This window comes from Methylococcus mesophilus, from assembly GCF_026247885.1.
Lineage (GTDB): Bacteria > Pseudomonadota > Gammaproteobacteria > Methylococcales > Methylococcaceae > Methylococcus > Methylococcus mesophilus.
On sequence record NZ_CP110921.1, the window covers coordinates 968,165 to 993,847 of the forward strand.

21 protein-coding genes and 1 pseudogene are annotated in these 25,683 nt (G+C 60.7%); 12 read left to right on the top strand and 10 right to left on the bottom strand.

Going from position 1 to position 25,683, the window contains the following annotated elements; translation table 11 throughout:
• The first annotated feature begins 147 nt into the window (after window positions 1–147).
• The gene (locus tag OOT43_RS04350) at window positions 148–333 is read left to right on the top strand and encodes a hypothetical protein (protein WP_266023493.1); all 186 of its coding nucleotides are present in this window, start codon (window positions 148–150) and stop codon (window positions 331–333) included.
• 298 nt (window positions 334–631) lie between these two features.
• On the opposite strand, the gene OOT43_RS04355 is transcribed toward OOT43_RS04350, so the two are convergent.
• From OOT43_RS04355 to OOT43_RS04375, 5 genes are all read right to left on the bottom strand, one after another.
• Entirely contained in the window at window positions 632–1,057 is a 426-nt protein-coding gene (locus tag OOT43_RS04355; RefSeq protein WP_266023494.1) for a hypothetical protein, read from the bottom strand.
• A gap of 309 nt (window positions 1,058–1,366) precedes the next feature.
• Window positions 1,367–2,116, bottom strand: coding sequence for a DUF1963 domain-containing protein (locus tag OOT43_RS04360; RefSeq protein ID WP_266023495.1), 750 nt, complete (start codon window positions 2,114–2,116; stop codon window positions 1,367–1,369).
• An 85-nt stretch (window positions 2,117–2,201) separates the two neighbouring features.
• A complete protein-coding gene (locus OOT43_RS04365) occupies window positions 2,202–3,158 on the bottom strand; it encodes a trypsin-like peptidase domain-containing protein (RefSeq protein WP_266023496.1) in 957 nt (318 codons plus the stop codon).
• A gap of 124 nt (window positions 3,159–3,282) precedes the next feature.
• On the bottom strand, window positions 3,283–4,500 hold the full coding sequence (locus OOT43_RS04370; RefSeq protein WP_266023497.1) for a UbiH/UbiF/VisC/COQ6 family ubiquinone biosynthesis hydroxylase: 1,218 nt from the start codon (window positions 4,498–4,500) through the stop codon (window positions 3,283–3,285).
• 32 nt (window positions 4,501–4,532) lie between these two features.
• A complete protein-coding gene (locus OOT43_RS04375) occupies window positions 4,533–5,231 on the bottom strand; it encodes a hypothetical protein (protein WP_266023498.1) in 699 nt (232 codons plus the stop codon).
• Window positions 5,232–5,372: 141 nt separating this feature from the next.
• On the opposite strand from OOT43_RS04375, the gene OOT43_RS04380 reads away from it, so the two are divergent.
• From OOT43_RS04380 to OOT43_RS04405, 6 genes are all read left to right on the top strand, one after another.
• Complete coding sequence (locus OOT43_RS04380) at window positions 5,373–6,848, top strand: NAD-dependent succinate-semialdehyde dehydrogenase (RefSeq protein WP_266023500.1); 1,476 nt, start codon at window positions 5,373–5,375, stop codon at window positions 6,846–6,848.
• A 111-nt stretch (window positions 6,849–6,959) separates the two neighbouring features.
• Entirely contained in the window at window positions 6,960–10,889 is a 3,930-nt protein-coding gene (locus tag OOT43_RS04385; RefSeq protein WP_266023501.1) for an FAD/FMN-binding oxidoreductase, read from the top strand.
• A gap of 565 nt (window positions 10,890–11,454) precedes the next feature.
• Window positions 11,455–12,480 carry a hypothetical protein gene (locus OOT43_RS04390; RefSeq protein ID WP_266023502.1) on the top strand — a complete coding sequence of 342 codons (1,026 nt, stop codon included), beginning with the start codon at window positions 11,455–11,457 and terminating at the stop codon, window positions 12,478–12,480.
• A gap of 241 nt (window positions 12,481–12,721) precedes the next feature.
• On the top strand, window positions 12,722–13,492 hold the full coding sequence (locus OOT43_RS04395) for an alpha/beta hydrolase (RefSeq protein WP_266023503.1): 771 nt from the start codon (window positions 12,722–12,724) through the stop codon (window positions 13,490–13,492).
• The gene (locus OOT43_RS04400) at window positions 13,489–14,142 is read left to right on the top strand and encodes a DUF2459 domain-containing protein (RefSeq protein ID WP_266023504.1); all 654 of its coding nucleotides are present in this window, start codon (window positions 13,489–13,491) and stop codon (window positions 14,140–14,142) included. Before OOT43_RS04395 ends, OOT43_RS04400 begins: the two co-directional genes overlap by 4 nt.
• Before the next feature lie 106 nt (window positions 14,143–14,248).
• Entirely contained in the window at window positions 14,249–14,461 is a 213-nt protein-coding gene (locus tag OOT43_RS04405; protein WP_266023505.1) for a hypothetical protein, read from the top strand.
• Window positions 14,462–14,508: 47 nt separating this feature from the next.
• On the opposite strand, the gene OOT43_RS04410 is transcribed toward OOT43_RS04405, so the two are convergent.
• Window positions 14,509–16,053, bottom strand: coding sequence for a cytochrome-c peroxidase (locus tag OOT43_RS04410; protein WP_266023506.1), 1,545 nt, complete (start codon window positions 16,051–16,053; stop codon window positions 14,509–14,511).
• Window positions 16,054–16,168: 115 nt separating this feature from the next.
• Here OOT43_RS04410 and OOT43_RS04415 point away from each other — a divergent pair, with 115 nt between their 5' ends.
• A complete protein-coding gene (locus tag OOT43_RS04415; protein WP_266023507.1) occupies window positions 16,169–16,324 on the top strand; it encodes a hypothetical protein in 156 nt (51 codons plus the stop codon).
• Between the two features lie 196 nt (window positions 16,325–16,520).
• Here the strand turns inward: OOT43_RS04415 and OOT43_RS04420 are convergent, their stop codons facing one another.
• Both OOT43_RS04420 and OOT43_RS20525 read right to left on the bottom strand, forming a co-directional pair.
• Window positions 16,521–17,057 (bottom strand): aminotransferase-like domain-containing protein, encoded by a 537-nt coding sequence (locus OOT43_RS04420; RefSeq protein ID WP_266023508.1) that lies wholly within the window; start codon window positions 17,055–17,057, stop codon window positions 16,521–16,523.
• 112 nt (window positions 17,058–17,169) lie between these two features.
• Window positions 17,170–17,967 (bottom strand): annotated as a pseudogene (locus OOT43_RS20525) (aminotransferase-like domain-containing protein); the annotation flags it as partial.
• Between the two features lie 89 nt (window positions 17,968–18,056).
• On the opposite strand from OOT43_RS20525, the gene OOT43_RS04425 reads away from it, so the two are divergent.
• Both OOT43_RS04425 and OOT43_RS04430 read left to right on the top strand, forming a co-directional pair.
• Window positions 18,057–18,512 carry a 2,4'-dihydroxyacetophenone dioxygenase family protein gene (locus OOT43_RS04425; RefSeq protein ID WP_266021129.1) on the top strand — a complete coding sequence of 152 codons (456 nt, stop codon included), beginning with the start codon at window positions 18,057–18,059 and terminating at the stop codon, window positions 18,510–18,512.
• A 62-nt stretch (window positions 18,513–18,574) separates the two neighbouring features.
• On the top strand, window positions 18,575–19,471 hold the full coding sequence (locus OOT43_RS04430; RefSeq protein ID WP_266023510.1) for a haloalkane dehalogenase: 897 nt from the start codon (window positions 18,575–18,577) through the stop codon (window positions 19,469–19,471).
• A gap of 6 nt (window positions 19,472–19,477) precedes the next feature.
• On the opposite strand, the gene OOT43_RS04435 is transcribed toward OOT43_RS04430, so the two are convergent.
• Window positions 19,478–20,716: an alpha/beta hydrolase family protein gene (locus tag OOT43_RS04435; RefSeq protein ID WP_266023511.1), complete on the bottom strand. Its 1,239-nt coding sequence runs from the start codon at window positions 20,714–20,716 to the stop codon at window positions 19,478–19,480.
• Between the two features lie 143 nt (window positions 20,717–20,859).
• Here OOT43_RS04435 and OOT43_RS04440 point away from each other — a divergent pair, with 143 nt between their 5' ends.
• Window positions 20,860–22,593, top strand: coding sequence for a phospholipase D-like domain-containing protein (locus tag OOT43_RS04440; RefSeq protein WP_266023513.1), 1,734 nt, complete (start codon window positions 20,860–20,862; stop codon window positions 22,591–22,593).
• An 809-nt stretch (window positions 22,594–23,402) separates the two neighbouring features.
• Entirely contained in the window at window positions 23,403–25,043 is a 1,641-nt protein-coding gene (locus OOT43_RS04445; RefSeq protein ID WP_266023514.1) for an MOSC domain-containing protein, read from the top strand.
• Window positions 25,044–25,079: 36 nt separating this feature from the next.
• Here the strand turns inward: OOT43_RS04445 and nikR are convergent, their stop codons facing one another.
• Window positions 25,080–25,574, bottom strand: coding sequence for a nickel-responsive transcriptional regulator NikR (gene nikR / locus OOT43_RS04450; protein WP_266023515.1), 495 nt, complete (start codon window positions 25,572–25,574; stop codon window positions 25,080–25,082).
• Between the last annotated feature and the right edge of the window lie 109 nt (window positions 25,575–25,683).

The following is a 25,683-nucleotide window of genomic DNA, read 5'->3' on the forward strand; positions in this document are numbered from 1 at the left end:
TATCGGCTTAGTCTGCATATTTCCGGTGGACGCTTATCCCCGCATGACGGTGACTATTGGCGTAAGACGATATCGAGGAGTTGACACCGGCACGCAGAGACCGTGATACTATTTTTCGTGATTTATTAACTTAAGAGGAGGAACCTGATGATGCGGCTGATACTGATAGCGGCAATGAGTGTTTTATCGGCGTGCGCCGTCGGAGAAAGAATCAACACCGCGGTCACCGGACACACCACGCAATGTATCGATGGCGTCGAATATGTGCAGTTCCCCAGCGGCGCATCGGTGGCATATAGCCCTGACGGCAAGGTCAAGGGCTGCCATAATTGATCGATATCCGACCTCGCATGAGCAGAACCCGCGTTACCCCCTGGCCAATGCCGTTAAGTTAAGCCGTCATACCGGCAGGGAATGCCGGTATCCAGGTCACATGGACGTGAAGGGTTTTCGCCATCCCTGGCGTCTGGGTTCCGGCACTCCCTGCCGGAACGACAAGTTTTTTCTTAACTTAACGGCATTGATCCCCCGGCGGGTTCTTGCTTCGACAATATCCCACCTAACTCCGATTACCGCGAAGAATGATCGGACCCATGTGGTATTGGACGCAGATTGGCTTACACCGCCAGCCTCAACGGGGCATCGAATTATAGATGCTCTGATCGAGAGTTCTACGCATCTGAGTCCTTATCAATGCGTCTTCTTCTTCGTCCTGGCTGGGTCTGCCGCAGTTCGCTTTTTCCGCCAACTCCGCCTCTTTGGCAAGTTCCTTGTTTTGCCAATACAGGTTAGAAGCCTTCATTTTCCCGCCACATCGCTCCGGCACGACCATGCCGATGGTAAAGCCGTCACATACTCCGTTCGCCGATATTTTTCCCGTAGCCGGGCAAGGATGTGAGCTTAGAAATACCTGGGTTTCGCGCTCTTTCAAAGCGTTGGCCGCCTGTATGTCCACTTCGGCCTTCTGTGCCTGTTCGGCACAACCGAGCAATAGCGAAAATCCCAAGACGGCCACCCCATTCTTGACCTCGCTTGTGAAACTGTAGCTTCCGTCCATTAGGCTCCTCCAAATAGGTAGATTGCTGCGATTGCAAAACAAACCCATAACGAATCTCTCGGCCGTAGCCCACGCCACGCCAATCATAGCTAAGTATCATCGGACAAATGTCATTCGTCGCCACCCACCGAAAGACCTATATCGCTGCACAGTTCCGCCGCAAAAACCCATTTCGTAACGTACCGGTGAAAAGTGGTAACGATCGAGTCCAGGGGCGAAGCGGAGTCCCCTGGAATGACTAATTAAGCTGAGTTTCGCAGGTCTGCTCAACCCAGCCTACGGTCCTAGAGCCTTCCTTTCTACACGGAATTATGTAGTTTGTAGTACCAGTTCACAGCGAAGAATTTTTGTTCCAGAAGATATTAAGAATAAATAAGCGTAACCACCAGAACACCACGTAGCACGATTACAAAGCCACCAATCGAGTTGGGCAAGGAAGTGAAGCCGTTCTTGATCTTGTATTTCCGGTAATCCGGGGTGCTGCACCCAGGTGGGCCAACCACCGATCTTTCGTTTTGCTACGTGAATAATGCCCGGATAAATATTTTCGTCGAAATCGTCAGCGCCTTGAGGATAATCTTCTGGAATCGAGTGTAAATCAAGCGAATACATCGTGTCCTCATATCCTGGGGCATCCATGGAGTCGCGAAAGGTTACCGATTGAGGATCGATAACCACCTCAGCAATTATGCCGAGTAGATCAGGCTGCTTCTCGGAGATAAGGTCGCATACCGACACATCGTATCCCGGCGTATTACCGACTTTAGGGTTCCATCCGATAGGCATGTTGCCTTCATATGCACATTGTTGGCAGTAATGAAAGGAAACCAATGAATTGTCGTGGGATTCGAGTGGGGGCACATCGGAAAGGAGAAACTGTGCCATGAATGACATGGCATGGCCGTGGTTACAGGTTGGACGTGGCACATCGGCAGGCCACCATGGGATACCGGAAATTTTGGTGATTGGTTCGCAGCCGGGGTCCCCAGGCGCAACGATCATTTCGCGCGTTGGCCGCTGATGCTCAAGCAATACTTGCCGAAAATCGTTAGGTGACATTGTTTTGTGTGGCTCCTTCTTACCTAACGTTTGAATTCAGCAGACGGCAAAAGCACAGCTTTTGATAGTCCGCTGGAATGAAGGGTTAGAGCGCAACGCCACAGCACTCTTTGAACTTTTTTTGGCTACCGCATGGGCAAGGAGCTACCCGGCTCGGTGGAATACGGCGTGTGCTTTCGTTAAATATAAGCTTGCCCAAAATGATTTCAGACAACACAAATGGTCGCCAAACACGGCCAATTTCAGACTCCTCATGAACTCGGCCTGCATACACTCCCATGAATTTCGTAGCTATGCCGCCAGCAATGATCTGGGATCCATCGGACTTTGTGTAATTGTCCATTCTCAACACTACGGGCGATCCGGACATGCCGGAGCGTGTGGTTGCATCAATTAAAAAGGCCGGTCTTCCAGTCTCGAAATCAATATCAGGATCCGAGGCGATATGCCCCGTTTTCCAGATCGGCCAATTCTCGCCGGCACATATACCAAACGGGTAACCAATTACAGAAACTGGCAAAGCTGGCATGGCAACCATATCGACATCGGCGAGTGCGAGGTCCAGCGGATAAAGGGAAACTTGTGAAGCGACTTCCTCAGAAAGCGAAATGGCAACAACGTCAATTGTATTTCCTAGCGGATGCTCCTTCCACATTTTGACTTGATTTTCATCAATTAGAGGAAGATCAACGTCTGTCCATTTTCCAAGAGTGCCTTTTGCGTGAAATCTGACGGTTAATCGATTCGGAATGGCCGCATGCTTCTTATCTAGGCACTCTTCGGTGTCAGAGTTTCGGCCCGTAACGACGTGCCAGTTCGTGATTAGGTACGGGGCTCCATTCCAACTTACTGTAAAGCCCGTAGCAGACGCCAGCTCGATGTCATTAAAGCAAGGGATGACAAGGAGTGACGTTGCTGATAGTGGATCGACAAATGTTGACCGAGGCATCTTTCGCTCTAACTTCAATTGGACACTCCAACAGGCATAAATATCTGCGCCTTCGATGTGTCCAATAATCGAATGTCCATCAGCGAAATTCATGCTGCAAGGATGCTTCCATTTGGTGACTCCCGAAAGTGCAGACGAACTACACCTCCTATTGGTTCAGCCTCTCGCTCCTGCTCGCCGCTCCAGCAACGAGTTGGTGCAAAATCTGCGCTGCTTTTCAGCCTCCCAACCCCTCCCCTCTCGCCAATTTCGGCAAACTCCCATCCAATCCCATCGCATACCGCATCACCAGCTTCTTGGCGGGGGTGATCCGTTCGGCGAGGCCGAGGCCGAGATTGCGGACGAAGCGCAGCGGGACGTTGGGGTTGCCGAAGGCGCGGTAGAAGAAGTCCATGGCGGTCATCATCAGCAGGTTGCTGTTGCGGCGCATGCCTTCGTATTCGCGCAGCACAGCGCTGGAGCCGATGTCACGGCCGGCGCGCTTGGCCTTGGCGAGCACTTCGGCGAGGGCGGCGGCGTCGAGCAGGCCGATGTTGACGCCCTGGCCGGCCAGGGGATGGATCATGTGGGCGGCGTCGCCCACCAGCACCGCGCCTTCCTTGTAGTAGCGCAAGGCGTGCTGGCGGCGGAGCGGGAAGAAGCCGCGGCTGACGATGCTCTTGATGTCGCCCAGTTCGGCGGGGAATTCCCGGCCCAACTCGCCCAGCAGGGCTTCGTCGGGGAGGGAGAGCAGCCATTTCACCCGCTCCGGCGCCTCGTACCACACCAAGGAGGCGTTGCGCCCGTCGAGGGGCAGGAAGGCCTGGGGCCCGTGCGGGGTGAAGCGCTGCCAGGTGATGTCCTGCTGCGGATAGGCGGTTTCGACGGTGAGCACCAGGGCATGGTGCTCGTAGTCCCAGCTGCTGACGCCCATGCCGGCGGCCTGCCGGGCCTGGGACTGGCCGCCGTCCGCCGCGACCAGCAGCCGCGCTTCGATCACGCGGCCGTCCTCCAGTTCGATGCGCGAGCCTTGCGAGCCATAGTCGATCTTGCGGGTCTTGGTCGGACAGAGGAAATCGACGCCGGACAGCGCCGGCAGCCGGTCTATCAGCGCGAGCTGGAGCACACGGTTTTCGACGATATAGCCGAGCACCTCCTCGTGGATGTCCTCGCTGGAGAACAGCACGTCGCCGCGGTCTTCCCACACCCGCATCCGCCGGAACGGGCAGCAGCGGCGGGCGATGACGCCGGCCCAGGCGCCGACCGAGTTGAGGATGCTGACCGAGGCGATGCTCACCGCGGAAACCCGCAGGTCGTGCGGCTGCTCGGGCGAGAATGCGGGCGGCAGTGCCCCCTCGATCAGGGCGACGCGCAGCCCGGTTCCTTCCAGCGCGCAGGCCAGCGTCGCGCCTACCATTCCGCCGCCTACGATGGCGATATCGTATTGTTCTGACATGCTCATTTCTCTCCCGCTGGCGGACAGCCGTTTCAGCGCTTGTGGTTGACCCGGTCGAACTCGGCGAGGAAACTCCCGACCCTTTCCTCGATCGCTGCCTTAGACTGCTCCACCAGGGTGGACTGATCGCCCGGCGTGGCGAAAATGAAGTTGCTCTCCCACAGCAGCGCATCGACGTGCTGGGGCACTTCCAGCGGGCTCTTGTCCTTGCCGCCGGACTCCGGATAGAGCTCAGACGACCAGTTCACCGCGTGGGCGTAGTGTGCCAGCCCCTGGACTTCGGCTGAAATCGCGGCGGGCTGGGCGCCGGCCGGCGTCGCCGCCAGATCGACGACGAGCAGCAGCCGCCCCGACATATGCGGCAGGAAGTGCGTGTCGAACGAGCTCTTGGCGATCTGGAACGGAATCTTGTGTTCCGCCATCAGGTGGCCGATATCGGCGTTCACGGCGGTGCAGATGGCCTTGACCGCCGGATTTTCCGCTTCTTCCACCGGGCAGTAGAAGATGATTCCCGGCCAGCCCTTCAGACGTTCGAGGTTGGTCTGCTTCATGTGCTCGAGAACCTTCTGCTTCACCGCCGGGGATATCGAGGCCGTGTCCGGCGAAAAGGTCTGCGGCTGGGCCGGTTCGGGCTCGGCCTGGCCGCTGCCCGATCCGAGCATCAGCAGCACCGCCGCCGCAATTTTCAGCGGGGACGCGGTCCTTTCCGATCCATGTTTGTGTACATTCATACTCGACTCTCCTCTTTCGACTTTCGTTGTGATGCGCTTAAGACGCCTGCGGCCTCATGGTGCATCATGGTACTACCGCGCCGAAAATGTGCGAAATGCCGTACACGGCGCGGGTACGTCCACTCTTTTTGGAATCCGCCGATGAGCCATGAACTCCGTCTCGCCCTGCCCGGCCTGCTGCGTACGCACTGCCTGATCGACGGCCAATGGGTTGGCGCCGACAGCTCAAAGACTTTTCCCGTTACCAATCCGGCCACGGGCGAGGTTTTCGCCAGCGTCCCCGACATGGGCGCCGCCGAAACCGCGCGCGCCATCGCCGCCGCAGAACGCGCCTGGACCGGCTGGCGCGGCAAGATCGCCAAGGAGCGCGCGGCGGTCCTGCGCCGCTGGTACGAGCTGATCCTGAACCATACCGACGACCTCGCTCGCATCCTCACCGCCGAGCAGGGCAAGCCGCTGGGCGAGGCCCGCAACGAGATCGTCTATGCCGCCGGCTTCGTCGAATGGTTCGCGGAGGAAGCCAGGCGCGCCTACGGCGAAACCATCCCCTCGCCCGTGGCCGACAAACGGCTGCTGGCCATCCGCCAGCCCATCGGCGTGTGCGCGGCCATCACGCCGTGGAATTTCCCGGCGGCGATGATCACCCGCAAGATCGCGCCGGCCCTGGCCGCCGGCTGCACCGTGGTGGTCAAGCCCGCCGAGCAGACGCCGCTGACCGCCCTCGCCCTGGCCGAACTGGCAGTGCAGGCAGGCTTTCCGCCGGGCGTAGTCAACCTCGTGACCGGCGATCCGGCAACGATCGGCGGCGAACTGACCTCCAGCCCGCAAGTCCGCAAACTCTCCTTTACCGGCTCGACCGAGGTCGGACGCCTCTTGATGGCGCAATGCGCCGCCACGGTGAAGAAGGTCTCGCTGGAACTGGGCGGCAACGCGCCCTTCATCGTGTTCGGGGACGCCGATCTGGATGCCGCGGTCGAGGGCGCGGTGCTGTCGAAATATCGCAACTCCGGCCAGACCTGTGTCTGCACCAACCGTTTCCTGATCCACGACTCGATCTACGACGCCTTCGCCGAACGCCTCGCGGCCAAAGTGCGGACGCTCAAGGTCGGCAACGGCATGGACGAAGGCGTCGTCCAAGGGCCGCTCATCGACGTCAGCGCGGTTGCCAAGGTGGAGCACCATATCGCCGATGCGCTGGACAAGGGCGCCCGGGTGCTGATCGGCGGCGAGCGCCACGAGCTGGGCGGACAATTCTTCCTGCCCACCGTGCTCGCCGAAGTCACGCCGGAGATGTTATGCACGCGGGAGGAAACCTTCGGCCCGGTGGCGCCGCTGCTGCGCTTCGGTTCCGAGGAAGAGGCAGTCGCGATCGCCAACGCCACCGAGTACGGCCTCGCCGCCTACTTCTATACCCGCGACCTGGCCCGCGCTTTCCGCGTCGGCGAAGCGCTGGAATACGGCATGGTCGGCGTCAACACCGGCATGTTGTCCTACGACGTCGCGCCTTTCGGCGGGGTCAAGCAGTCCGGCATCGGCCGGGAGGGTTCGCGCCACGGCATCGACGAATACCTGGAACTCAAATACCTTTGCCTGGGCGGGATGAGCCCGTCGGCTTGAGCCCCGTCCGCAGGATTCGGATTCCGATCATCTCTATTGCGCGCCCGGCCGTATTTCCGGCCCTGCCCGCGCGATAGAATCGGGCCTTTATTGCTCAAGAGAAACCACGGCATGGCTGCGGCCCCGGACTCCTTTCCCCCGAACACCGACCCAGGCCCCGTCCGCCTGCGCGAGATTCCCTACAACTACACGTCGTTTTCCGACCGCGAGATCGTCATCCGCTTGCTCGGCGAGGAGATGTGGCAGGTGCTCAACGGCCTGCGCACCGAGCGCGTGACCGGCCGCTCGGCGCGCATGCTGTACGAGGTGCTCGGCGACATCTGGGCGGTCCAGCGCAATCCCTACCTGGAAGACGATCTGCTCGACAACGCCGGACGCCGGCGGGCGCTGCTGGAGGCGCTGCGCCATCGGCTGCGGCAGATGGACCAGCGCCGCGCCGAGATCGAGAGCGATCAACCGGAGCGTGCCGCCAGGGTCGCGCTGCTGATCCAGGCGGCGCACCAGGCGGTAGATGCCTTCCAGGCCCGCTTCGAGCACACCCGGGAACTGCGCCGCCGGGCGCTGACCCTGCTGTCGCGCCACACCCGCAAGGACAACATCTGCTTCGACGGCTACGCCCGCGTCACCCACGTCACCGACGCCACCGACTGGCGCGTGGAGTATCCGTTCGTCGTGCTCTACCCCTGCAGCGAAGAGGAAGTCGGCCACCTGGTGCGCGACTGCATCGAACTGGGGCTGACCATCATCCCCCGCGGCGGCGGCACCGGCTACACCGGCGGCGCGGTGCCGCTGACGCCGGTGTCCGCCGTCATCAACACCGAGAAGCTGCTGGAGCTGGGGCGGGTAGAGCGCGATGCCCGGCTGCCCGGCGTAGACCAGCCCTGCGCCACGATCTTCACCGGCGCCGGCGTGGTGACGCGGCGGGTGATGGACGCGGCGGAGCAGGCCGGACTGGTGTTCGCCTGCGACCCGACTTCGGCGGACGCCTCCTGCATCGGCGGCAACGTCGCCATGAACGCCGGCGGCAAGAAGGCGGTGCTGTGGGGCACGGCGCTGGACAACCTGGCCTCCTGGCGCATGGTCACGCCGGACGGCAACTGGCTGGAGGTCGAGCGGCTGAACCACAACCTCGGCAAGATCCACGACCAGGACTTGGCGCGGTTCCGGCTCAAGCGCTACGACGCCGACGGCCACAAACTTTTGGGCGAGGAAATCCTCTCGCTCCCCGGCGAGCGCTTCCGCAAGACCGGCCTGGGCAAGGACGTGACCGACAAGTTCCTCGGCGGTTTGCCTGGTATCCAGAAAGAAGGCTGCGACGGCATCATCACCTCGGCGCGCTGGATCCTGCACGAGATGCCGCAGCATACCCGCACCTTCTGCCTGGAGTTCTTCGGCCAGGTGCGCGAAGCCGTGCCGGCCATCGTCGAAATCCAGAACTACCTCGGAAGCCTGCCCAAGACCGGCGGCTCCCGCGTCATGCTGGCGGGGCTGGAGCACTTGGACGAACGCTACGTCAAGGCCGTGGGCTATGCCACCAAGGCCCGCCGCCACGGCCGCCCGAAGATGGTGCTGTTCGGGGATATCGTCGGCGACGACGACGACGCGGTGGCCCAAGCCTCCTCGCAAGTGGTGCGACTGTGCAACGCCCGGGGCGCGGAAGGCTTCATTGCCGTCAGCCCGGAGGCCCGCCGCAAGTTCTGGTTGGACCGCGCCCGCACCGCGGCGATCTCCAAGCACACCAACGCCTTCAAGATCAACGAGGACGTGGTGATCCCGCTGCCGCGCATGGGCGACTACTGCGACGGCATTGAGCGCATCAACATCGAGCTGTCTCTGCGCAACAAGCTCAAGCTGTGCGATGCGCTGGCGGACTTCCTCGGCGGCGAACTGCCACTGCGGGCCTACGAGGACGGAATCAACAAAACAGAACTGATCGGCGACCGCCGGGCGCTGGCGCTGGACGCAGTGACGGCGGTGCACGAACGCTGGCAATGGATACTGGACCACCTGGACCTGCCGCTGGACCAGGCCGAGGCGCGGTTCGCCGGTCTCGGCGTCGAAGCCGGCGAACTGACCAACCGCGCCGAGCGGCCCACCCTGTTCCACCGGGTCCAGGACCACTCGGTACGCGTCTCCTGGAAGCACGAACTGCTGCCCCGCCTCAAGAGCATCTTCGAAGGCGACAACTTCCGCCCGGTGATCGAAAAGATCGAGGCGGTGCACAAGGCCGTCCTGCGCGGCCGGGTCTTCGTCGCCCTGCACATGCACGCGGGGGACGGCAACGTGCACACCAACCTGCCCGTCAACTCCGACCATTACGAGATGCTGCAAGAGGCCAACGCCGCCGTCACCCGCATCATGGCGCTGGCGCGCTCGCTGGGCGGCGTGATTTCCGGCGAACACGGCATCGGCATCACCAAGTACGAATTCCTTACCGAAGAGGAAGTCGCGCCGTTCCACGCCTACAAGGCCCGAGTCGACCCCGAGGGCCGCTTCAACCAGGGCAAGCTGATGCCGGGCGCCGACCTCCGTGCCGCCTACACACCCTCGTTCAGCCTGATGGGTTTCGAGTCGCTCATCATGCAGCAGAGCGACATCGGCGCCATTGCCGATTCGGTGAAGGACTGCCTGCGCTGCGGCAAATGCAAGCCGGTCTGCTCCACCCACGTGCCGCAGGCCAATCTGCCGTACTCGCCGCGCAACAAGATCCTCGCCACCTCGCTCCTGATCGAAGCCTTCCTGTACGAGGAGCAGACCCGCCGCGGCATCTCCATCACCCACTGGAAGGAATTCGAGGACGTGGCCGACCACTGCACCGTCTGCCACAAGTGCTACAACCCCTGCCCGGTCGACATCGATTTCGGCCAGGTGTCGATGAACATGCGCAACCTGCTGCGCAAGATGGGCAAGCAGAGCTTCAACCCGGCCAAGACCGCGGCCCTGGCCTTCCTCAACGTCACCCGCCCCAACGCCATCAAGGCCTTGCGCACTACCATGATCGAATGGGGTTACCGCGGCCAGCGCTTGGGCCATCTGCTGCTCAGACCTTGGGGTCAGGCCCAGACCCGCCGGCCGCCGGCCTCGCTGGGCAAACCGAAGGTCACCGAACAGGTGATCCATTTCATCAACAAGAAAATGCCGGGCCAGTTGCCCAGCAAGACCGCGCGCGCCCTGCTCGACATCGAGGACAACCAGGTCGTGCCGGTGATCCGCGACCCGCGCAAGACTGCGGTGGAATCCGAAGCCGTGTTCTATTTCCCCGGCTGCGGCTCGGAACGGCTGTTCTCGCAAGTGGGGCTCGCCACCCAGGCGATGCTGTATGAGATCGGCGTACAGACCGTGCTGCCGCCCGGCTACCTGTGCTGCGGCTTCCCCCAGCGCGCCGCCGGCCAGTTCGACAAGGCCGAAAAGATCACCACCGACAACCGGGTGCTGTTCCACCGCGTCGCCAACACCCTCAACTATCTCGATATCAAGACCGTGGTCGTGAGCTGCGGCACCTGCCTGGACCAGCTCGCCTCCTACGAATTCGACCGCATCTTCCCCGGCAGCCGGGTGCTCGACATCCATGAATACCTGCTGGAGAAAGGCGTGAAACTCAATGGCGTGAACGGCGCCCGCTACCTGTATCACGACCCCTGCCACAGCCCGATGAAGCAGCAGGACCCGCTCAAGACCGTCAACGCCCTGATCGCCACCGCCGACGGCAGCCGGATCGCCAAATCCGAGCGCTGCTGCGGCGAGTCCGGCACCCTCGCCATCGCCCGCCCCGACGTCTCCACCCAAGTCCGCTTCCGCAAGGAGGCCGAATTGAAGGCCGATGCGGCCAGCGTAAGAGCCGACGGCTTCGACGGCCCGGTCAAGGTACTGACCTCCTGCCCTTCCTGCCTGCAAGGGCTGCAGCGCTACCGGGAGGATGTCGACAAGCTCGACGCCGACTACATCGTGGTCGAGATCGCAAGGCACGTGTTAGGTGAGAACTGGATGAAGGATTATGTGGAGCGGGCGGTCAATGGGGGAGTTGAGCGCGTACTAGTATGAATCGTCCAAGATAACAATCATCCCGCCAACCAGACCAGAATTAATCACCATAACGTGCCAACATTGGCTATCGTTTGCAGAAATACTATTTATTCCGATGAATTTAAATTCTATATCTGCACTCCCAACAGAACGAAAGACAAGGCTCGAGTGGTTGTACGGCTGCCTGTTGGTAATAATATCTGCATATTTTTCGATCGGCACCTTTAGCGAGCTATCTACGATAACCGCCTACCGCCACGACGACCTTTACTATCTAGACAACTACACATACCAACTCAGGTCGGACGGGCGGTGGCTTAATTACCTATTTTTTGATTGGCTAAAAATAGTTCCAGGCTGGATGGCGACCCTGGCAATATGTTGCTCATTTGGTGTTTTCTGGGTTATTGCCGCATACCAACAGAGTCGTGTTCCGTCGTACTCACTTCTGCTATCGTTATTATGTCTCCAAATATATCCGCTTTATTTGCAAATCTTATGGCCTGCGACATCGCTACCGGCATATTTGGTTCTGGTGCTCGCTGCGCTAATCACCAGCCGTCTCGGCATATGGAAGTTCTATATGCTGTTCGGCGTGTTATGCTTTGGCACCCTCAGCAATATTTACTACATTCTGCCACTTCTTCACTTGAACCTTGCTAACGGAGGAGAGTCAAAGGACGACGTAAAGACCATCTTATTTAGAATAGTATCGGCATGGGGTTGCGGCTTTGCATTAGGCTATTTATCCATGCTGGCGATACTTTATTTGGCGACTGGCCAATTGGGGCTGGAACTAGCAGAATGGCGACAGCCGCATTTTGTACATAGCGCCAAAGATATCGCTGCAAACATAGACAGATCAGCCGCCTATTTCTTATCACATATCAGAATTATATTCTCTGACGATATACGAACCTACATTCTACTGGCCGCCATAGCCATTCAGTTTTTGCGGAACAAAAACAAGCGCCACAATATTATAGCTATCATTTCACTCGCCATCATCGCAGCACATTACGTCATAATTTTGCCAGCTGGGATAGTATACTCCACAAGGACTGCGATGGCGACATGGTCAGGAATAATTTGCTTGGCTTTCATGACATCCAGCTCGGAAGGAACAAAGTGGCTATGGCTATCTCCACTTGCCGTACTTCTGATATTTTCGTTCGCTAAACAGAACGAGTCCGCGTTGGCTTGGTACGCGACGATAACAAATTATTGGAAGACAGCGCTATTAGAATCAACACCTTTACCTCCGCACCAGTATAACGGCTTAGTATTTTTTAGTAATGACGAGGAAGTCGGAGCTTCTGTAGATATGATTTCTACCCGTTATGGCGTGCAGCAAGGCATGGGGTTTGAGCGCCTTAATCGTTCGAAAAGTTGGAAACCTGTAGCATTCGAAGCCGGCTTTGAGAAAGTTATCATATGCAATGATGTAAAATCTGACTATTGCATTGATGTGAGACGGAGGCATGAAGAAAACACTCGATGCGGCGACGGTCTATATTGTTTCTATGGTGTGACGGAGGACGGACTCCTGATGGCGGGCCTTAACGTGAGCGGCTCCGTCAAGGAATATTCTCCGCCACCAAATTGGTAACTTGGTGATGCATTGGCCGTAGTTCGGCGCTTGACATATAAGTAGCTCGGCCCCTCATAAACGGGTCTCAACTTTCTGGTCGCATGATAGCACATACCAATTTTATAAACTCGCTGTAAACTCAACCGGTTTGCCGTTCGATCGAATGATATTACATTGAGGACAAAACGACATGGTTTTGCCTCACAAGTTTGCGCTGTTTTGGCTCGCTGCGAGTATGCTTGCAATCGGAGCTTTCCCCATGGCCCCTGGCAAGAATTCAATCTCCGATCTGGAAACCGCCGTTTGCGGCTTCGTGCGGGAACCCCTGGCGTTCTGGCAGTTCCGGCTGGCGGCCGGAGCGCCGGACGCCAGCCGCGTCCGGTCGATCCGCGGCATCGACCGGCTGTCGTTCAGCACAGGCGACGGCCGCGTGCTGGGCGGCTACCGTCTGAGCGCCAGCCATCCCAGAGCCTATCTGCTGGTGGCGCAGGGCAATGCCATGCTGGCCGATCAGATCATGGGCGCGCTTGCGTTCTTCCGCGACTTGAGACTCCATGTTTACGTTTACGATTACCGCGGGTACGGCCTTTCCGAAGGAAAGAGTCGGCTCAAGGCCATCGTGTCCGATTACCGCGAGATCGTCGCGGCGCTGAATGCGAAGGGCTATGCCCACCGCTACCTGTACGGCATATCCATAGGCGGGGTGGTCCTGGCCAATGCCGTCGGCGCGGGCGGGGAATACGATGCGCTGGTGGTGGACTCCTCTCCAAGCCGGATTTCCCGCCTGGGCTGCCCGGAGGATTACGATCCGGTGCGCAAGCTCCCGCAGGACGGATCGAAGCTCATGCTCATCGTCGGCCTGCGCGATCGGGTCATGATGCCCTGGGAAATCGATGAACTGGCCAGACTGGTGCAAGAGCGCGGCGGCCTCGTCGTAAAGTCCCCCGAATTCTCCTATCCATTGCAGGATATCGATCCGGCGATTCGCCGACGCCGCTTTCAAACGGTCGCCGATTTTCTGGCGCGATGAATCCGCTCGCCCGGCTGCTGCTTTGCCTGTTGTCGCTGTGCTCCGCCTGCACGGGACCCAGCCCGGCAAACCCGGTTCCCGCGCAAGGCGAGCCCTACGCCTCGATCTATATCGTCAACGAAGGCAAACATGCCGGCCTTATCCTGCGGAAAGCGGACATTCCCGCCGGGTTCATTCCGGAGAGCTCTGATTTCCCCGAGGCCGACTACCTGGAGCTGGGCTGGGGCGACTGGGACTATTACCAGTCCGGCGATCCCGGCCTGTGGTTGACCCTGAAAGCGGCCTTCTGGCCTACGGCCAGCGTGCTGCACGTGGCCGGCATCGAGGGGGACATCGCGGGGCGTTACGCCGGTTATGAATGGATACGGCTCGATCTTGCGCCGCAGCCTTTTGCCGGATTGGCCGGCTATGTCGACCGCAGCTTCGCCAGGCACGGAGCGGCGAGAGCGCCGCCCATTGGGCCGGGACATTACGTCAGCAGCCGGTTCTACCCGGCGAACGGCAAATTCCACATTTTCCACACCTGCAATGGCTGGCTGGCCGGCGCGCTGGCCGCGGGGGGTTATCCGATGGGCTGGTTTGAACCGATCACGGCGGAGCAGTTGATGACGAAGATCCGCCCCTATGCAACGCGCACGGAACCTGAATGAAACTGCCGGCCGTAGGCCATTCGACAGCCATCGGAAAATTTCGGCAATGAGCGGGAAATGCGCCGCGATGGTTGTTTCAAGCGGAAGATACCGGCGGTGGAGATCGTTGAACAACATCGGCGCGAACAGCGTCGTAACGCATGACGGGCGACATCCGATCTTCGATCGCCCGACGAAATCCGGATCGCGATGCAAGATTGAAGGGAAGGATGACACGCGCTCGCAACTCAGGGTCGTTGGCACGAGCCAGATTACGAATCCATCCCGGCATTTTTCAGAGCTGCAGAAATCTGCGAACTGGCTGCTCAATCAAGCCTGAACGGCGCGCTCTATTCTTGAACGCACCGTTCGCGGCCCCCATCCAGCCTAGTCGCCACCGTGTCCTGAGGGCTGGAAGCCATCGGACAGCGTCTTGAGAAATGCGACGATCGCATCCTCTTCCTCATCCGACAGCTTCAGATCACCCATTTCCGTCCGGTTGACATTGGCCGCCACCTCCGCTGCCGGCCAGCAATTGATACCCGGCTCCGGATGGGAAATGTCGCCGCAATCGGGCAACACGTCGCGAGTGTTATAGAAGTGGACCACTTCCTTCAGACTCTTGAATGCGGCGTTGTGCATGTAAGCCTTTAGATACGCCAGTGACGGACGCTTATCCACGTTCCGCAGTGTGGGAACTTTCTGCTTTCCTTTGTTTTCATCGGCATACTGAGCGAAATCGGACCGGCCAATCAGAAATCCGCCCAACCCTGTGTCCACCCAATCCGCACCTTGAGGGTTGAATTCAACGGGCATCCGGTAGAAAGGGTTGTCGGGATTTTTTGGGACGCCATTATTGGCATAGGTGAAATCCGTCAGGAGGGGGGATGTCCGCCCGTGTCTCTCGGCCTTGCTGGAATGGCAATTCGAGCATTTCGCTTTCCCCTCAAACATCGCCAGTCCCTTTCTCTCCTGCTTAGTCAACACCGCCTTCCCTCTCAGATACGCATCGTACTTCGAACTGAATGCGCTGACCTCCCTGGACGCCTCATAGGCGGCAATGGCCAGCGCGATGCGGTCATACGTATCAGATGGATTATTACAGTCCAAGGTCCCGGAACCGAAGGAACGGGTGAACAGCTCGGAATAGCTTGAACCGGTGAGCTGCATGGCGAAGTTGGAAACCTCAACCTTCTGGCAAACGTCAGCCGGACCGGAGTTATTCTGCTCCAATGGATTGAGAAATGGTCCCTGGGCTTGGTCCGCGGCGGGATTTCCGAGTTTTTCCCCCGTGGCTCTGCCGTCCCAGAAATTTCCGCCTACGAAGTCCCCATTTGCGTCACGGTGAAAGCTCGGGCTGAACGATGCGTACGCGGCACTCGGAGGTTTGCGGTTACCGAAGCGGGTCGCCACCGCGCCTTCGTAAACGCCACCGTGCAGATTGATATCCTGATCAGGACCGGTCCATCCAACCTTTGGATCATGGCAGTCGACACAGGCCTGCCCAGTTGGAGTTGAGAGGCTGGTATCAAAGAAAAGCGCCTTGCCAAGAAGCTCTTCAGACGTAAGTGCAGTAACCGCATATCCTTCAGAAACGCTGGCAGCTGTTGCCAACAGGAACGCCAGAAGGTGGTTTGATCTGTTCGTAAATCTCATGTCGTTGACTCCAATATAACGATAGAAATAAATAGATAGGGACACACGATGAGAGATATCCAAAAAACCATTGAAGGGCAATCTGAAGAATAGCTGACATAGAGCCAGTTTCAACTTGATGGCGTGAAAAGGAATCAGCCGTATCCTGCGAATACTCAAGCCAATATGTCGGCTGTAGACGACAAATTGTTTTATTGAGGCTGCCGGAGCGGAGGAAGGATTGTATTGTCCGTTAAATTCAAGGTACGGAGCCATGGCGGGCAAACTAGCTTCCAAGTCAGAACCCTATTGATTTAAAAGATGCTTGCCAATCCTTCATGGCTATAGAAATAAAATAAAATATAATCAATCAGACTATCGATAATATTTGCACCCGGATGAGGTGTCAGAAATGGCGCACAGAAAAATCTCAACATTTGAAGAGAGCTTGGATATGGTCACAGCCCGGCTGTTTGGGGTGAACCAGCCGACCGCCTATTTTCAACATAAGCTTCGCAAGGCCAGCCGGTCCTTGGTTTTCGCTGCCGCGGAAGTCGAAGCGGCCTGAGAGTCTGTCTTGAAAAAATGGAGGATAGCAGGTCGGATAGGCGGCAACGCATCCGCCAAATTCCGCGCCGCCGCTCTTCGAGTCGGCGTTGCGGTGGATGCACTTCGCTTATCCACCCTACCTGAGCGGAGAATTTTCCTGATTTCAATTGATTAACTTCGCTTGAATAGATTTTTCAAGACAGGTTCTGAGGCCGTCATGCGAGACGAGTCACGATCTTTGCCAGTCGCTCGATTGCGGCATCGATCCGGTCCGAGCGGATCATTCCGTAACCCAGAACCACGCCGTTGGGCGCCGGCTTTTCGGCGGAGTATCGCTCTAGGGCATGAAGGCGAATGCCATCTACCGCCGCCGCCGACCCCAACTCCCCAGCCGGAATCTCCGGGCTCAGCACCGCCGCCAGGTGGAGGCCCACCGCGTCCCCCACGGGATGCATCCAATCGCCGCCATGCCGCGACACCGCCCGGAGCAGGGCCGCGCGCCGCCCGGCGTACACCCTGCCCATCTTGCGCACGTGGCGGGCCAGATGGCCCTCGCCGATGAAGGCGGCCAGGGTGTCCTGGGACGGCGTCTGGCAGTGCCAGTCGGCGCACGCCTTGGCGGCGACAAGTGCCTCCAGCGCCCAGGGCGGCGCCACCACGAAGCCCAGACGCAGCTCCGGGAACAGGCTCTTGGAGAAGGTTCCGACGTAGCAGACCGAGCCGGTCCGATCCAGCGTCTGCAGCGCGTCCAAGGGCGGCCTCCGAGGCGGAACTCGCCGTCGTAATCGTCTTCCACCACCACGGCCCCCGTTCCTGCGCGAATTCGAGCAGGGCGACCCGGCGCTTCGCGGAAAGAGTGACGCCCAGGGGAAACTGGTGAGAGGGAGTGACGCAGATCACCCGGGCCTCGTCGGGCAGGCGATCGACCCTCAGGCCTTCGTCATCGACCGGGATGGCGGCGAGTCTCGCGCCGGCGGCGGTGAAGGCATCCCGGAGTGGCGGATAACCGGGGTCTTCGACCGCGACCACCGTTCGGCCCCGCGTGACCAGGATGCGGGCCAGCAGGTCGAAAGCCTGCTGGGCGCCCGCCGTGACCACGATGTGTTCCGGCGAACAGGAAACCGCCCGGGCAAAGGAGACGTGCTTGGCGATCGCCGCCCGCAGCGCCGGCCGCCCCTGTGGCTGGCCGTAGACTGCCGGTGTTTTCGACCAGGCTCTGAGGGCCCTGGCGGAGAGGCGCCGCCAGACCGGAAAGGGAAACGCCGATTTGTCAGGGAGGCCGAGCCGGAAGTCGAAGGGAAAGCACTCATCGTCCACCCCGGGAAGCGCCGGCAGCCGGCGCCAGGCCTCATTCAAACGGCTGTCCGAGCCCGGCTCGCCGGGCGGTCGGCGAGCCGGGCGCGGTGAGATGGCGGCCACGTAGGTTCCGGAACCCGGCCGAACGGCCAGATAGCCCTCGCTCAACAACAGCTCGTACGCCGCCATCGCGGTGTTGCGGGACACACCGACGGCGGCGGCGAAGGCCCGTGTCGAAGGCAGCCGCGTATCGGGCTGGAGCCGGCCGTCGAGGATCGCATCCCGCAGCTGTCCGTACACGGAACGCAGCAGCGCCCGGGAGCCTTTGGGCGGCAGGACGATGGGCAGTTCGAAAAGTGGCTCCATGATTTTTGCGATTTGTGGTCCTTTTTCGCGGTCGCTCGCCGCCCTATTGTGCCGGCACCTTCCCTCACTATCCGGCAAAGGAGCATCTCATGTTGGCTACCGAACCATTCATCCCCGCAGACTCGGGCAACCCTCAGCTGCCGTGGATTTCCATGGGCCCCGGCATTTCCAAGAAGCTGCTGGCCTTGTTTCCCGAGCGCGGGGAATGGGTCACACTGCTGCGGCTGGAGCCGGGAGCATGCGTCCCCCTGCATCGGCACCAGGGCGAAGTTCACGGCTACGTCCTCAGCGGATACCGGCGCCTCGAGCCGGAGGGACGGCTGCTGGGTCCCGGCGCTTACGAGTACGAGCCGGCCGGCCACGTCGACACCTGGACCGCCGGGGGCGATGAACCCTTGGTGAGCCTGTTCTTCGTGCGCGGCGCGGTGGAGTACCTGGCTTCGGACGGCTCCCTCCTGCGCCGGGAAACGGCCGATACCAACGCCGAGGAATACCGCCGCGCCTGCGCCGAGCAGGGCTTCCTCCAACTCGACCTGCGTCGCTGATCAGGTTGCCCCGGCGTCGGAAGCCGCGGGGGCTGGCGCATACAAGATCAGGAGTGCCGATCATGTTCCCATCCGGGATTTCCGCTGTCGATCACCACCCCAGGACGCGCGTGCCGGTCCTGGATGCCGAGATGAGCTACGTCGATGTCGGCGAAGGCGCACCCATCGTGTTCCTGCACGGCAACCCGACCTGGTCCTACCTGTGGCGCAACATCATCCCCCATGTCCAGCCCCTCGGCCGCTGCCTGGCGCCGGATCTGGTGGGGATGGGCCAGTCGGGCGGTGCGCCCGCGTCGGCTTATCGATACTTCGATCACGCCCGGTATCTCGATGCCTGGTTCGAGGCGGTGGGCATCGGCGGTGAGGTGATCCTGGTGGTCCACGACTGGGGCTCGGCCCTGGGCTTCCATTGGGCCCGCCGCCATCCGGAACGGGTGCAGGGCATCGCCTATATGGAAGCCCTGGTGCAACCGAGACTATGGTCCGATTTTCCCCCGCCACGGGAGCAGATCTTCCGCCGCCTCCGCGCGGAGGAAGGCGTCAGGATGATCGCGGAGGACAACTTTTTCGTCGAGACCGTGCTGCCGAAGAGCATCCTGCGGAGTTTGACGGAGGAAGAAATGGACGCCTACCGGCACCCGTTCCGTACGCCGGAATCCCGACTGCCGACGCTGGCCTGGGCCCGCGAACTGCCCATCGACGGGGAGCCGCGGGACGTCGCCGAAGTGGTCGAAGCCTACGGCGCCTGGCTTGCGGCCTGCGACATCCCGAAGCTGTTCCTCAACGCCGAGCCGGGCGCGTTGCTGGGACCGCGCGCACGCCGATTCTGCCGGCAATGGCCGAATCAGACCGAAATCACCGTGCCGGGCATCCATTACCTGCAGGAAGATTCGCCCCGCGAAATCGGCACGGCGCTGGCGCGGTTCGTCGCCCGGCTCCACGCGTCGGCGGTCCGGTGAGCCGCGTTATTTATGCCGAAGCTCCGCCGACGCCCCCATCCATCGGCCTGCATCCCGGCTCAGCCAATCCCTGGCGCGCTCGCGCCCTTTCAGGACGAGATCGAGGAACGCCGTGCTGACGCTGGCCACCTCGGCCCAATGCCGGACGTCGGGCCCGCGCTTTCGCAGCGGCCGGTCGGCAGGCCGCATTGCCCCCCCGGACGGACCGCCGGCTGAGCCATTGCGGGCGCCCCCGGGGCCGGAACGCTGACCGACCTGCAATGTAAGGTCCTCGCGGGACCAAGGCATCCATCCTCCCCCTTCCGATCCTTCGCCCGGTACCGGCTGCGACGGCGGCCCTTTCCATTTCTGCCCAGGCTCCACGCCGGCAAGGGCGTCGTGGGTACCGCCCTGCAGCACCAGCAGGTATTTGCCGCCGGGCGGCATGGACTGCCACAGGGCCGAGCGCAGGGAGGTGGCGCTCATGCCATAGGGGTCATCGTCGTCGGTGCCGGTCACGGCAAGCAGGGGCATCGCCATCCCCGCGGCACGCTCGTCCAGTTTGCCTTCGGCCAGGGTGACATGGGGACTGAGAACGACGGCGCCGGCAAAATTGAATTCGGCGTTTGCCGGGAACGCCGCCTTGACCGCCTCCCCCGCCAAGGCGGAAGCGGCCTGGGCGCCGAGATCGAACCCCGTCACCGCCGTTTTGGCCGGATCCGCGACGGCATAAGGGCTACCCGGAATCGCAGCGCGCTGGCGCAGTTCGCCCAATGCCCAGGCCAAGTGGCTCAGCCGGCTTTCCAGCGAGGCCGAGGAGAAGTAGGTCCGCCCTGTCGCCCGCAGTTCGCCGGCATCGAGCTTGTCCGAGGCCCAGAATACTTTGCCGAGAGCCGCCGGCTGCACGGTGAACACGGCGTAGCCTGCTGCCGCCCAACTGCGGCGCCAGAATGCCCCCGCGGTGGCGTCTTCGCCCAAGCCGGGCAGATAGACGACGAGCGGGAAATGCCCGCCCGTGGTGGGCGCGATCAAACTGACGTCGAGATCGGTGCGCACGTGTTTCCACGTTTCGCGAGCCTCGTTCGTCGCATAAATCCGCTCCGGGCGGTAGCCTCCCTGGGCGTCGAACTCCTCCAGCTTCGCTTGTGCCTCTTCCGGCAACGGCGGGCCTGGCTGCATGCATCCGGCAGCCGACAGCAGGGCGGCAATGACCGCCAACCGACGACGTAAAAAGGCCCCATACATATCGGCTCGCGGCTGGTTCATAGGACGATTTCCTTGCATCGGCTTCCAAAAAAGAGAGTTTTCGCATTTGCCCAATCCGGGCATTTTGGTATTTTTGCCCAGTTTTAAGGGGTTGAAATGTCGGATTCGTAAGATCGCTGCCCCCAACTTGAAGAGCCTACCCGATGCCAAAGACCAGCCCTATCATCGCCGCGCTGTCCCTCACTGTCGCGGTCTGCCACTGCCAAGCCAGCTCGGCTTCTCCGATGCCGGCTGTGATCGTCGAGCCGCAGGATCAACAAACGAAGGCCACCGTAACCCGTGCCATCCGCAGCGCCAGGCAGTCGGTGGATATCGTCGTCTACGACCTGGGCGCTCAGGACGTGCTCCGGGCCCTGCAGGCCGCCAGGATCAGACTGGCCCGCAACCGGCCGGCATCCCCCGCGATCCGGGTCATGGTCAATCCGCAGTGGTTCAGCGCCTCGGCCACTGCCGTCCAGGCTGCGTACTGGCAGGTGATGATGACACAACTCGGGGTCGATCCGACGACGGGGCGCTCGGCGGACGGCGTCGTCCAATTCAACTATGCGGCAAGCAACTTTCAGATCACCCATCAGAAGACGCTGGTCATCGATGCCCGCAGGAAGGACGGCTCGGACTACGGCCGCGCTTCCGCGCTGCCTGCGTCCGCCAAGGCAATCGTCGCCACTTTCAACCTCCAGGCATACGGCTGGCCCAGCACCTGGAGCGGCTCGACGCCAGGAAGAAACTGCCCGAACAATCCCCGATGTTCGTTCGCCGCCAATACCCGCGATTTCGGCGTGGTACTGCACGACCGAGATCAGATATTCACCATCGAGCGCGTCTTCTCGTCCGATTTTCACGGCCCCTCGCCCACCGAATCCAACCTCGCGCTGGGGCTGAACGACCCCGCCGAGACGCTGGTCTGGAGCAACGGCACGTTGGGAATCGCCGCGCCGCCGCCGGACGGTTTCGGCAATGTGATCGCGTTCGCCGCAGACGCCTATCCCGCTTTCCCGGCCGAAAGCTCAGGCAGCGGATTTTATCCCTACCCTTACGGCGCCTTCGTCGCGGATGCCCTGGCCGCACCGGGCCAAGTACGCGCCGGCACGGTGGCCGGCAATGCCAAGGCGGTGCTGTTGAACTTGATCGGCGCCGCAGCCAAAGCCGCTGAAACCGGCATCGCCGCGAAGCTGTACATCTATAACGAAGAATACGCCGATACGGACATCCTGGCGGCGATCAACGCCGCGGCCGCAGTCGGGGTCCAGGTCAGGGTTCTGATGACCTTCAACGCCGGCAACGGGTCCGCCTACCAGCAACTGGTCACGACCGCCCGCCCCGACGGGTCTCCGGTGGACGCCGTCGTCCATCTCTACCCCGATACCTCCAGCTACATGTACTTGCACGCCAAGATGGTGTACCTGGATTTGCCGGGCGGACGAGACGATCAGGTCGTCCTCGGTTCGCAGAATTTCAGTCCGACATCGCTGGAGCAGAACCGCGAACTCGGTGTGAGGCTGAGTGCGGCGAAAGGCAGCCTCAGCCGGCCCGCCTCCGCCAAGCTGCTTTCGACCTTCCGCAGGGATTTTGCCTATCTGGGCAGGGATGTCCCGGGCTGTCCGGTCGTGGTGATTTCACCGACGAACACTTGGAATGCCCAGATCGCCGGGCTCAACGCTACCACCGGCTGCCCCGTACCCTCCTCCGCTGCACGCCGGTATGACACGCCGCCGCTCCCGACCGCGGCGGAAACCACCTATTTTCCCGCGCCCTTGACCGGGGTGCAGAACACCTATCAGCCGCCGTTGCCGCAAGGCCCGATCACCGGCTTCACGCCGCCGGCCTGGGTGCTGGTCGGGGCCGATGGCAGTCGTTCCAACTGTTACGGCGACTGAAACCTCCGCCGGTGTCGCCGAACGTCCTGGCGTCAGCGACACCGGTTTTCCTTATGCGGCCATAGCAGGTCCGCTGAGCGGGCTGGGCTCGTGCCAGTCCCCCCAGGGCAGTCCGGCCTCACCGAGAAATACGACGCTCCAGGACGTCGTCGATGGGGTGGAAATTGAACCTCTGAGGACGCGCCCGGTGCCTATGACTGGGCACGCGCATCCTCCTTTCACTCGATTTTCGAGCGCCCGGCTCTGGTGCAACCTCCAGTATTCGTATTATGATTGCTTTTGATCGTAATACTTTTCTCGAAGCACACGGCTCTGCGAATCGATGTCACCCCCGCTTTGGGCATGACTGGGAAATTGGAGACGCCCCTGAACGAGCGGGCTTCGGCACGCCGGTCGCCTGCAATGGACTCAGCGAGTCTTATCAGCGAACGCAGGGTGCTCCTCCGACTGCAAAGTAGCGATCAGGCTTTCCGCAACCCCATGAGTCCACGGAGCATAGATTCAGTGCTCCCTGCGAAGCGGGTTCAAAGGTTGTACGAAACTGAGATAGCGCCGCTGGCGCACGATGAATCCGGGTGAACCCTTGCGTCATCGTTGTTCCTTGAGGGCAAATCGCGGCGCGGCGCGTCTCGCCCCAAGGCCAGACAGGACGGCAACGCATCCCTCGATCGGAGGACGAAAAAATGAAGAATTTGGCTGCACCGGGCACGGCTCCCAACACCGCTCCATGCCAACCGGAAAGAACGGAATACAGGATCGTCTCGATCAATGCGAGCAAAATCAAAGAAGTCCAATTCAAAGAGAAGACGGTGCCGACGGGCATTTTCAAGCAGCCGGTAACCGGCCCCGTCCTCATCGGATTCGATGGCATCGGCGGCGACGAACAAGCGGATCTGAGGTGCCACGGCGGGCCTCACAAAGCCGTCTACCTCTACGGCAGGCCCGGCTATCTCCACTGGGCGTCGTATCTTGGCCGGCGGCTTTCACCGGGGACTTTCGGAGAAAACCTGACGGTCGAAAATCTGATGGAGGACGATGTCCGCATCGGCGACCTCTTGACCTGCGGCGACCTCATACTCCAGGTCAGCGAGCCGCGTATATCGTGTTTCAAGCTGGCGATGACCCTACAGGAAGATCCCGGTTTCTCGAAAATTTTCCTGGCGGACGGCCGTGTCGGATTCTACGCGCGCGTGTTGCGCGAAGGCCGGATCGCGGTCGGCGACCGGCTTGTCCACCAGCCCACCCCCTTGCCGTCACCCACGGTTCGAGAGTTCGTCCAAGCGACCTATGACGCGAATGCCAGCCTGTCGGAACTCAAGTTCGCCCGCAACGCCGTAGACCTTTCTCCGGAATGGCAGGCGCTGATTGCGAAGCGCGCCAGCGCACTCCGGCTCGCCAAACAAGGCAAGGCATGGCCGGGATACAAGCGGTTCGTCGTCGCCGAACGCCACGAGGAATGCGCCGGGATCGTGTCGTTTTATCTTGCCCCAGCGGACGGGACAGCGCTTCCCGCTTACCTCCCCGGTCAGCACATTGTTGTGCGCACGGACCTCCCGAACCACGGCGAAGTGGTCAGAAGCTATTCGATGTCTTCCGGCCGACCGATGTCGAATCGGCTGCGGATCACGATCAAACGGGCGGAGTTCGCGGCGGATGACACGCCCAAGCGCCTATCGATGTCGGCCTATTTGCATGATTCCATTCAAGCCGGCGACGAACTGGACGTCAAAGCGCCCGCCGGAAGATTCTTCATCGACGAGACCGACGACACACCGCTGATCCTCTTGGCGGGCGGTGTCGGTATCACGCCCCTGTTCGCAATGTTCGAAGGCGCCGCCCTGTCCGGGTGTGCGGCAACCCTGATTTACGCCGCGCGTAATGAAGCGGAACGTTGTTTCCGCGAATCCATAGAACAACTGTGTGCTGCCCATCCGAACCTGCGCGCGAGGTTCTTATCGGAAGCGGAGTTTGCGCCCTCGCTGGCGCATAACACGCGTAAGGGACGTATGAGTTCACAAGCCTTGTCTGAGCTTGACATGAAGGAGGCGAACATCTTCGTCTGCGGACCTCCGGGTTTTCTCGATACCGCAGAATCCCTGCTGAAGGAGGCCGGGGTTCCGGACAGCAGGATTCACGTCGAAGCTTTCGGTACACGCGCCCGAGGATCTGCCGTGATCTCTTCGGTACTGTCCGGCGAGGACCATACCGTCACGTTCCGGAAATCCGGTTTCGAAGTGAAATGGAGCGCCGATCAGGGAACGCTGCTCGATTTGGCAGAGGCGAACGGACTGCGACCGCCTTTCGGTTGCAGGGCAGGCACCTGCCAGGCTTGTACAACCCGCATCCTCTCAGGCTCTCTCGATTATCTCGAATTGGTCGACCCGCCTTCGCCGGAGGAGACGTTTATCTGCTGCACGATCCCGACGTCCGACGTGGTACTCGACCTCTAACGATGAGAAGCGGTGACTGAAGGGATCGAATCCGCCCTATTCGTGCTGCGTATCCGAAAACGGATGCAGTTGAGGAATGAGCGCGGCGACGAGTTCGAGGCGGCCCCAAATCACCCCCCGCTGTGTGATCATCGCATCCGCAATCGCCTGGACTTTCGGTGGCGGCCCTTGAACGAGGATGACCTCCAGGGTGCGTTCGCCATCGAGCAGCACGTGCAGGGAGGATATGACCTCCGCGATATGCTGGCGCTGCAGGTCCGCAAGTCTTTGCTGGACACCCGGCGCAAGGTTGTCGTAGAAGAGCGTGATGGTGCCGACCATCACACGGTCGCCGACTTCGTTGCGATGTTCGACCAACGAGCGATGAATGATTTTGGCAACGGCCTGCGACCGATTGGCGAATCCGCGTTCGTTGACCATCGTGTCGAGTTCGGACAGCAAGTCTTCGGACAGCGATATGCTGATCCGGCTCACCAGCCGTTTACCGTCACCGTCCGCTGCAGCACTCGAGCGCATCGTACCTTTCGCCATTCCACTCCTCCCGCGTCACCTGCGCTATTTTATTCGAGTCCGTCAAGAATCCTTGGAGGCTCGGGCTCTTCTCAAGAGGCTAACCCTGCGGTCCATGGCACAAGTCTGC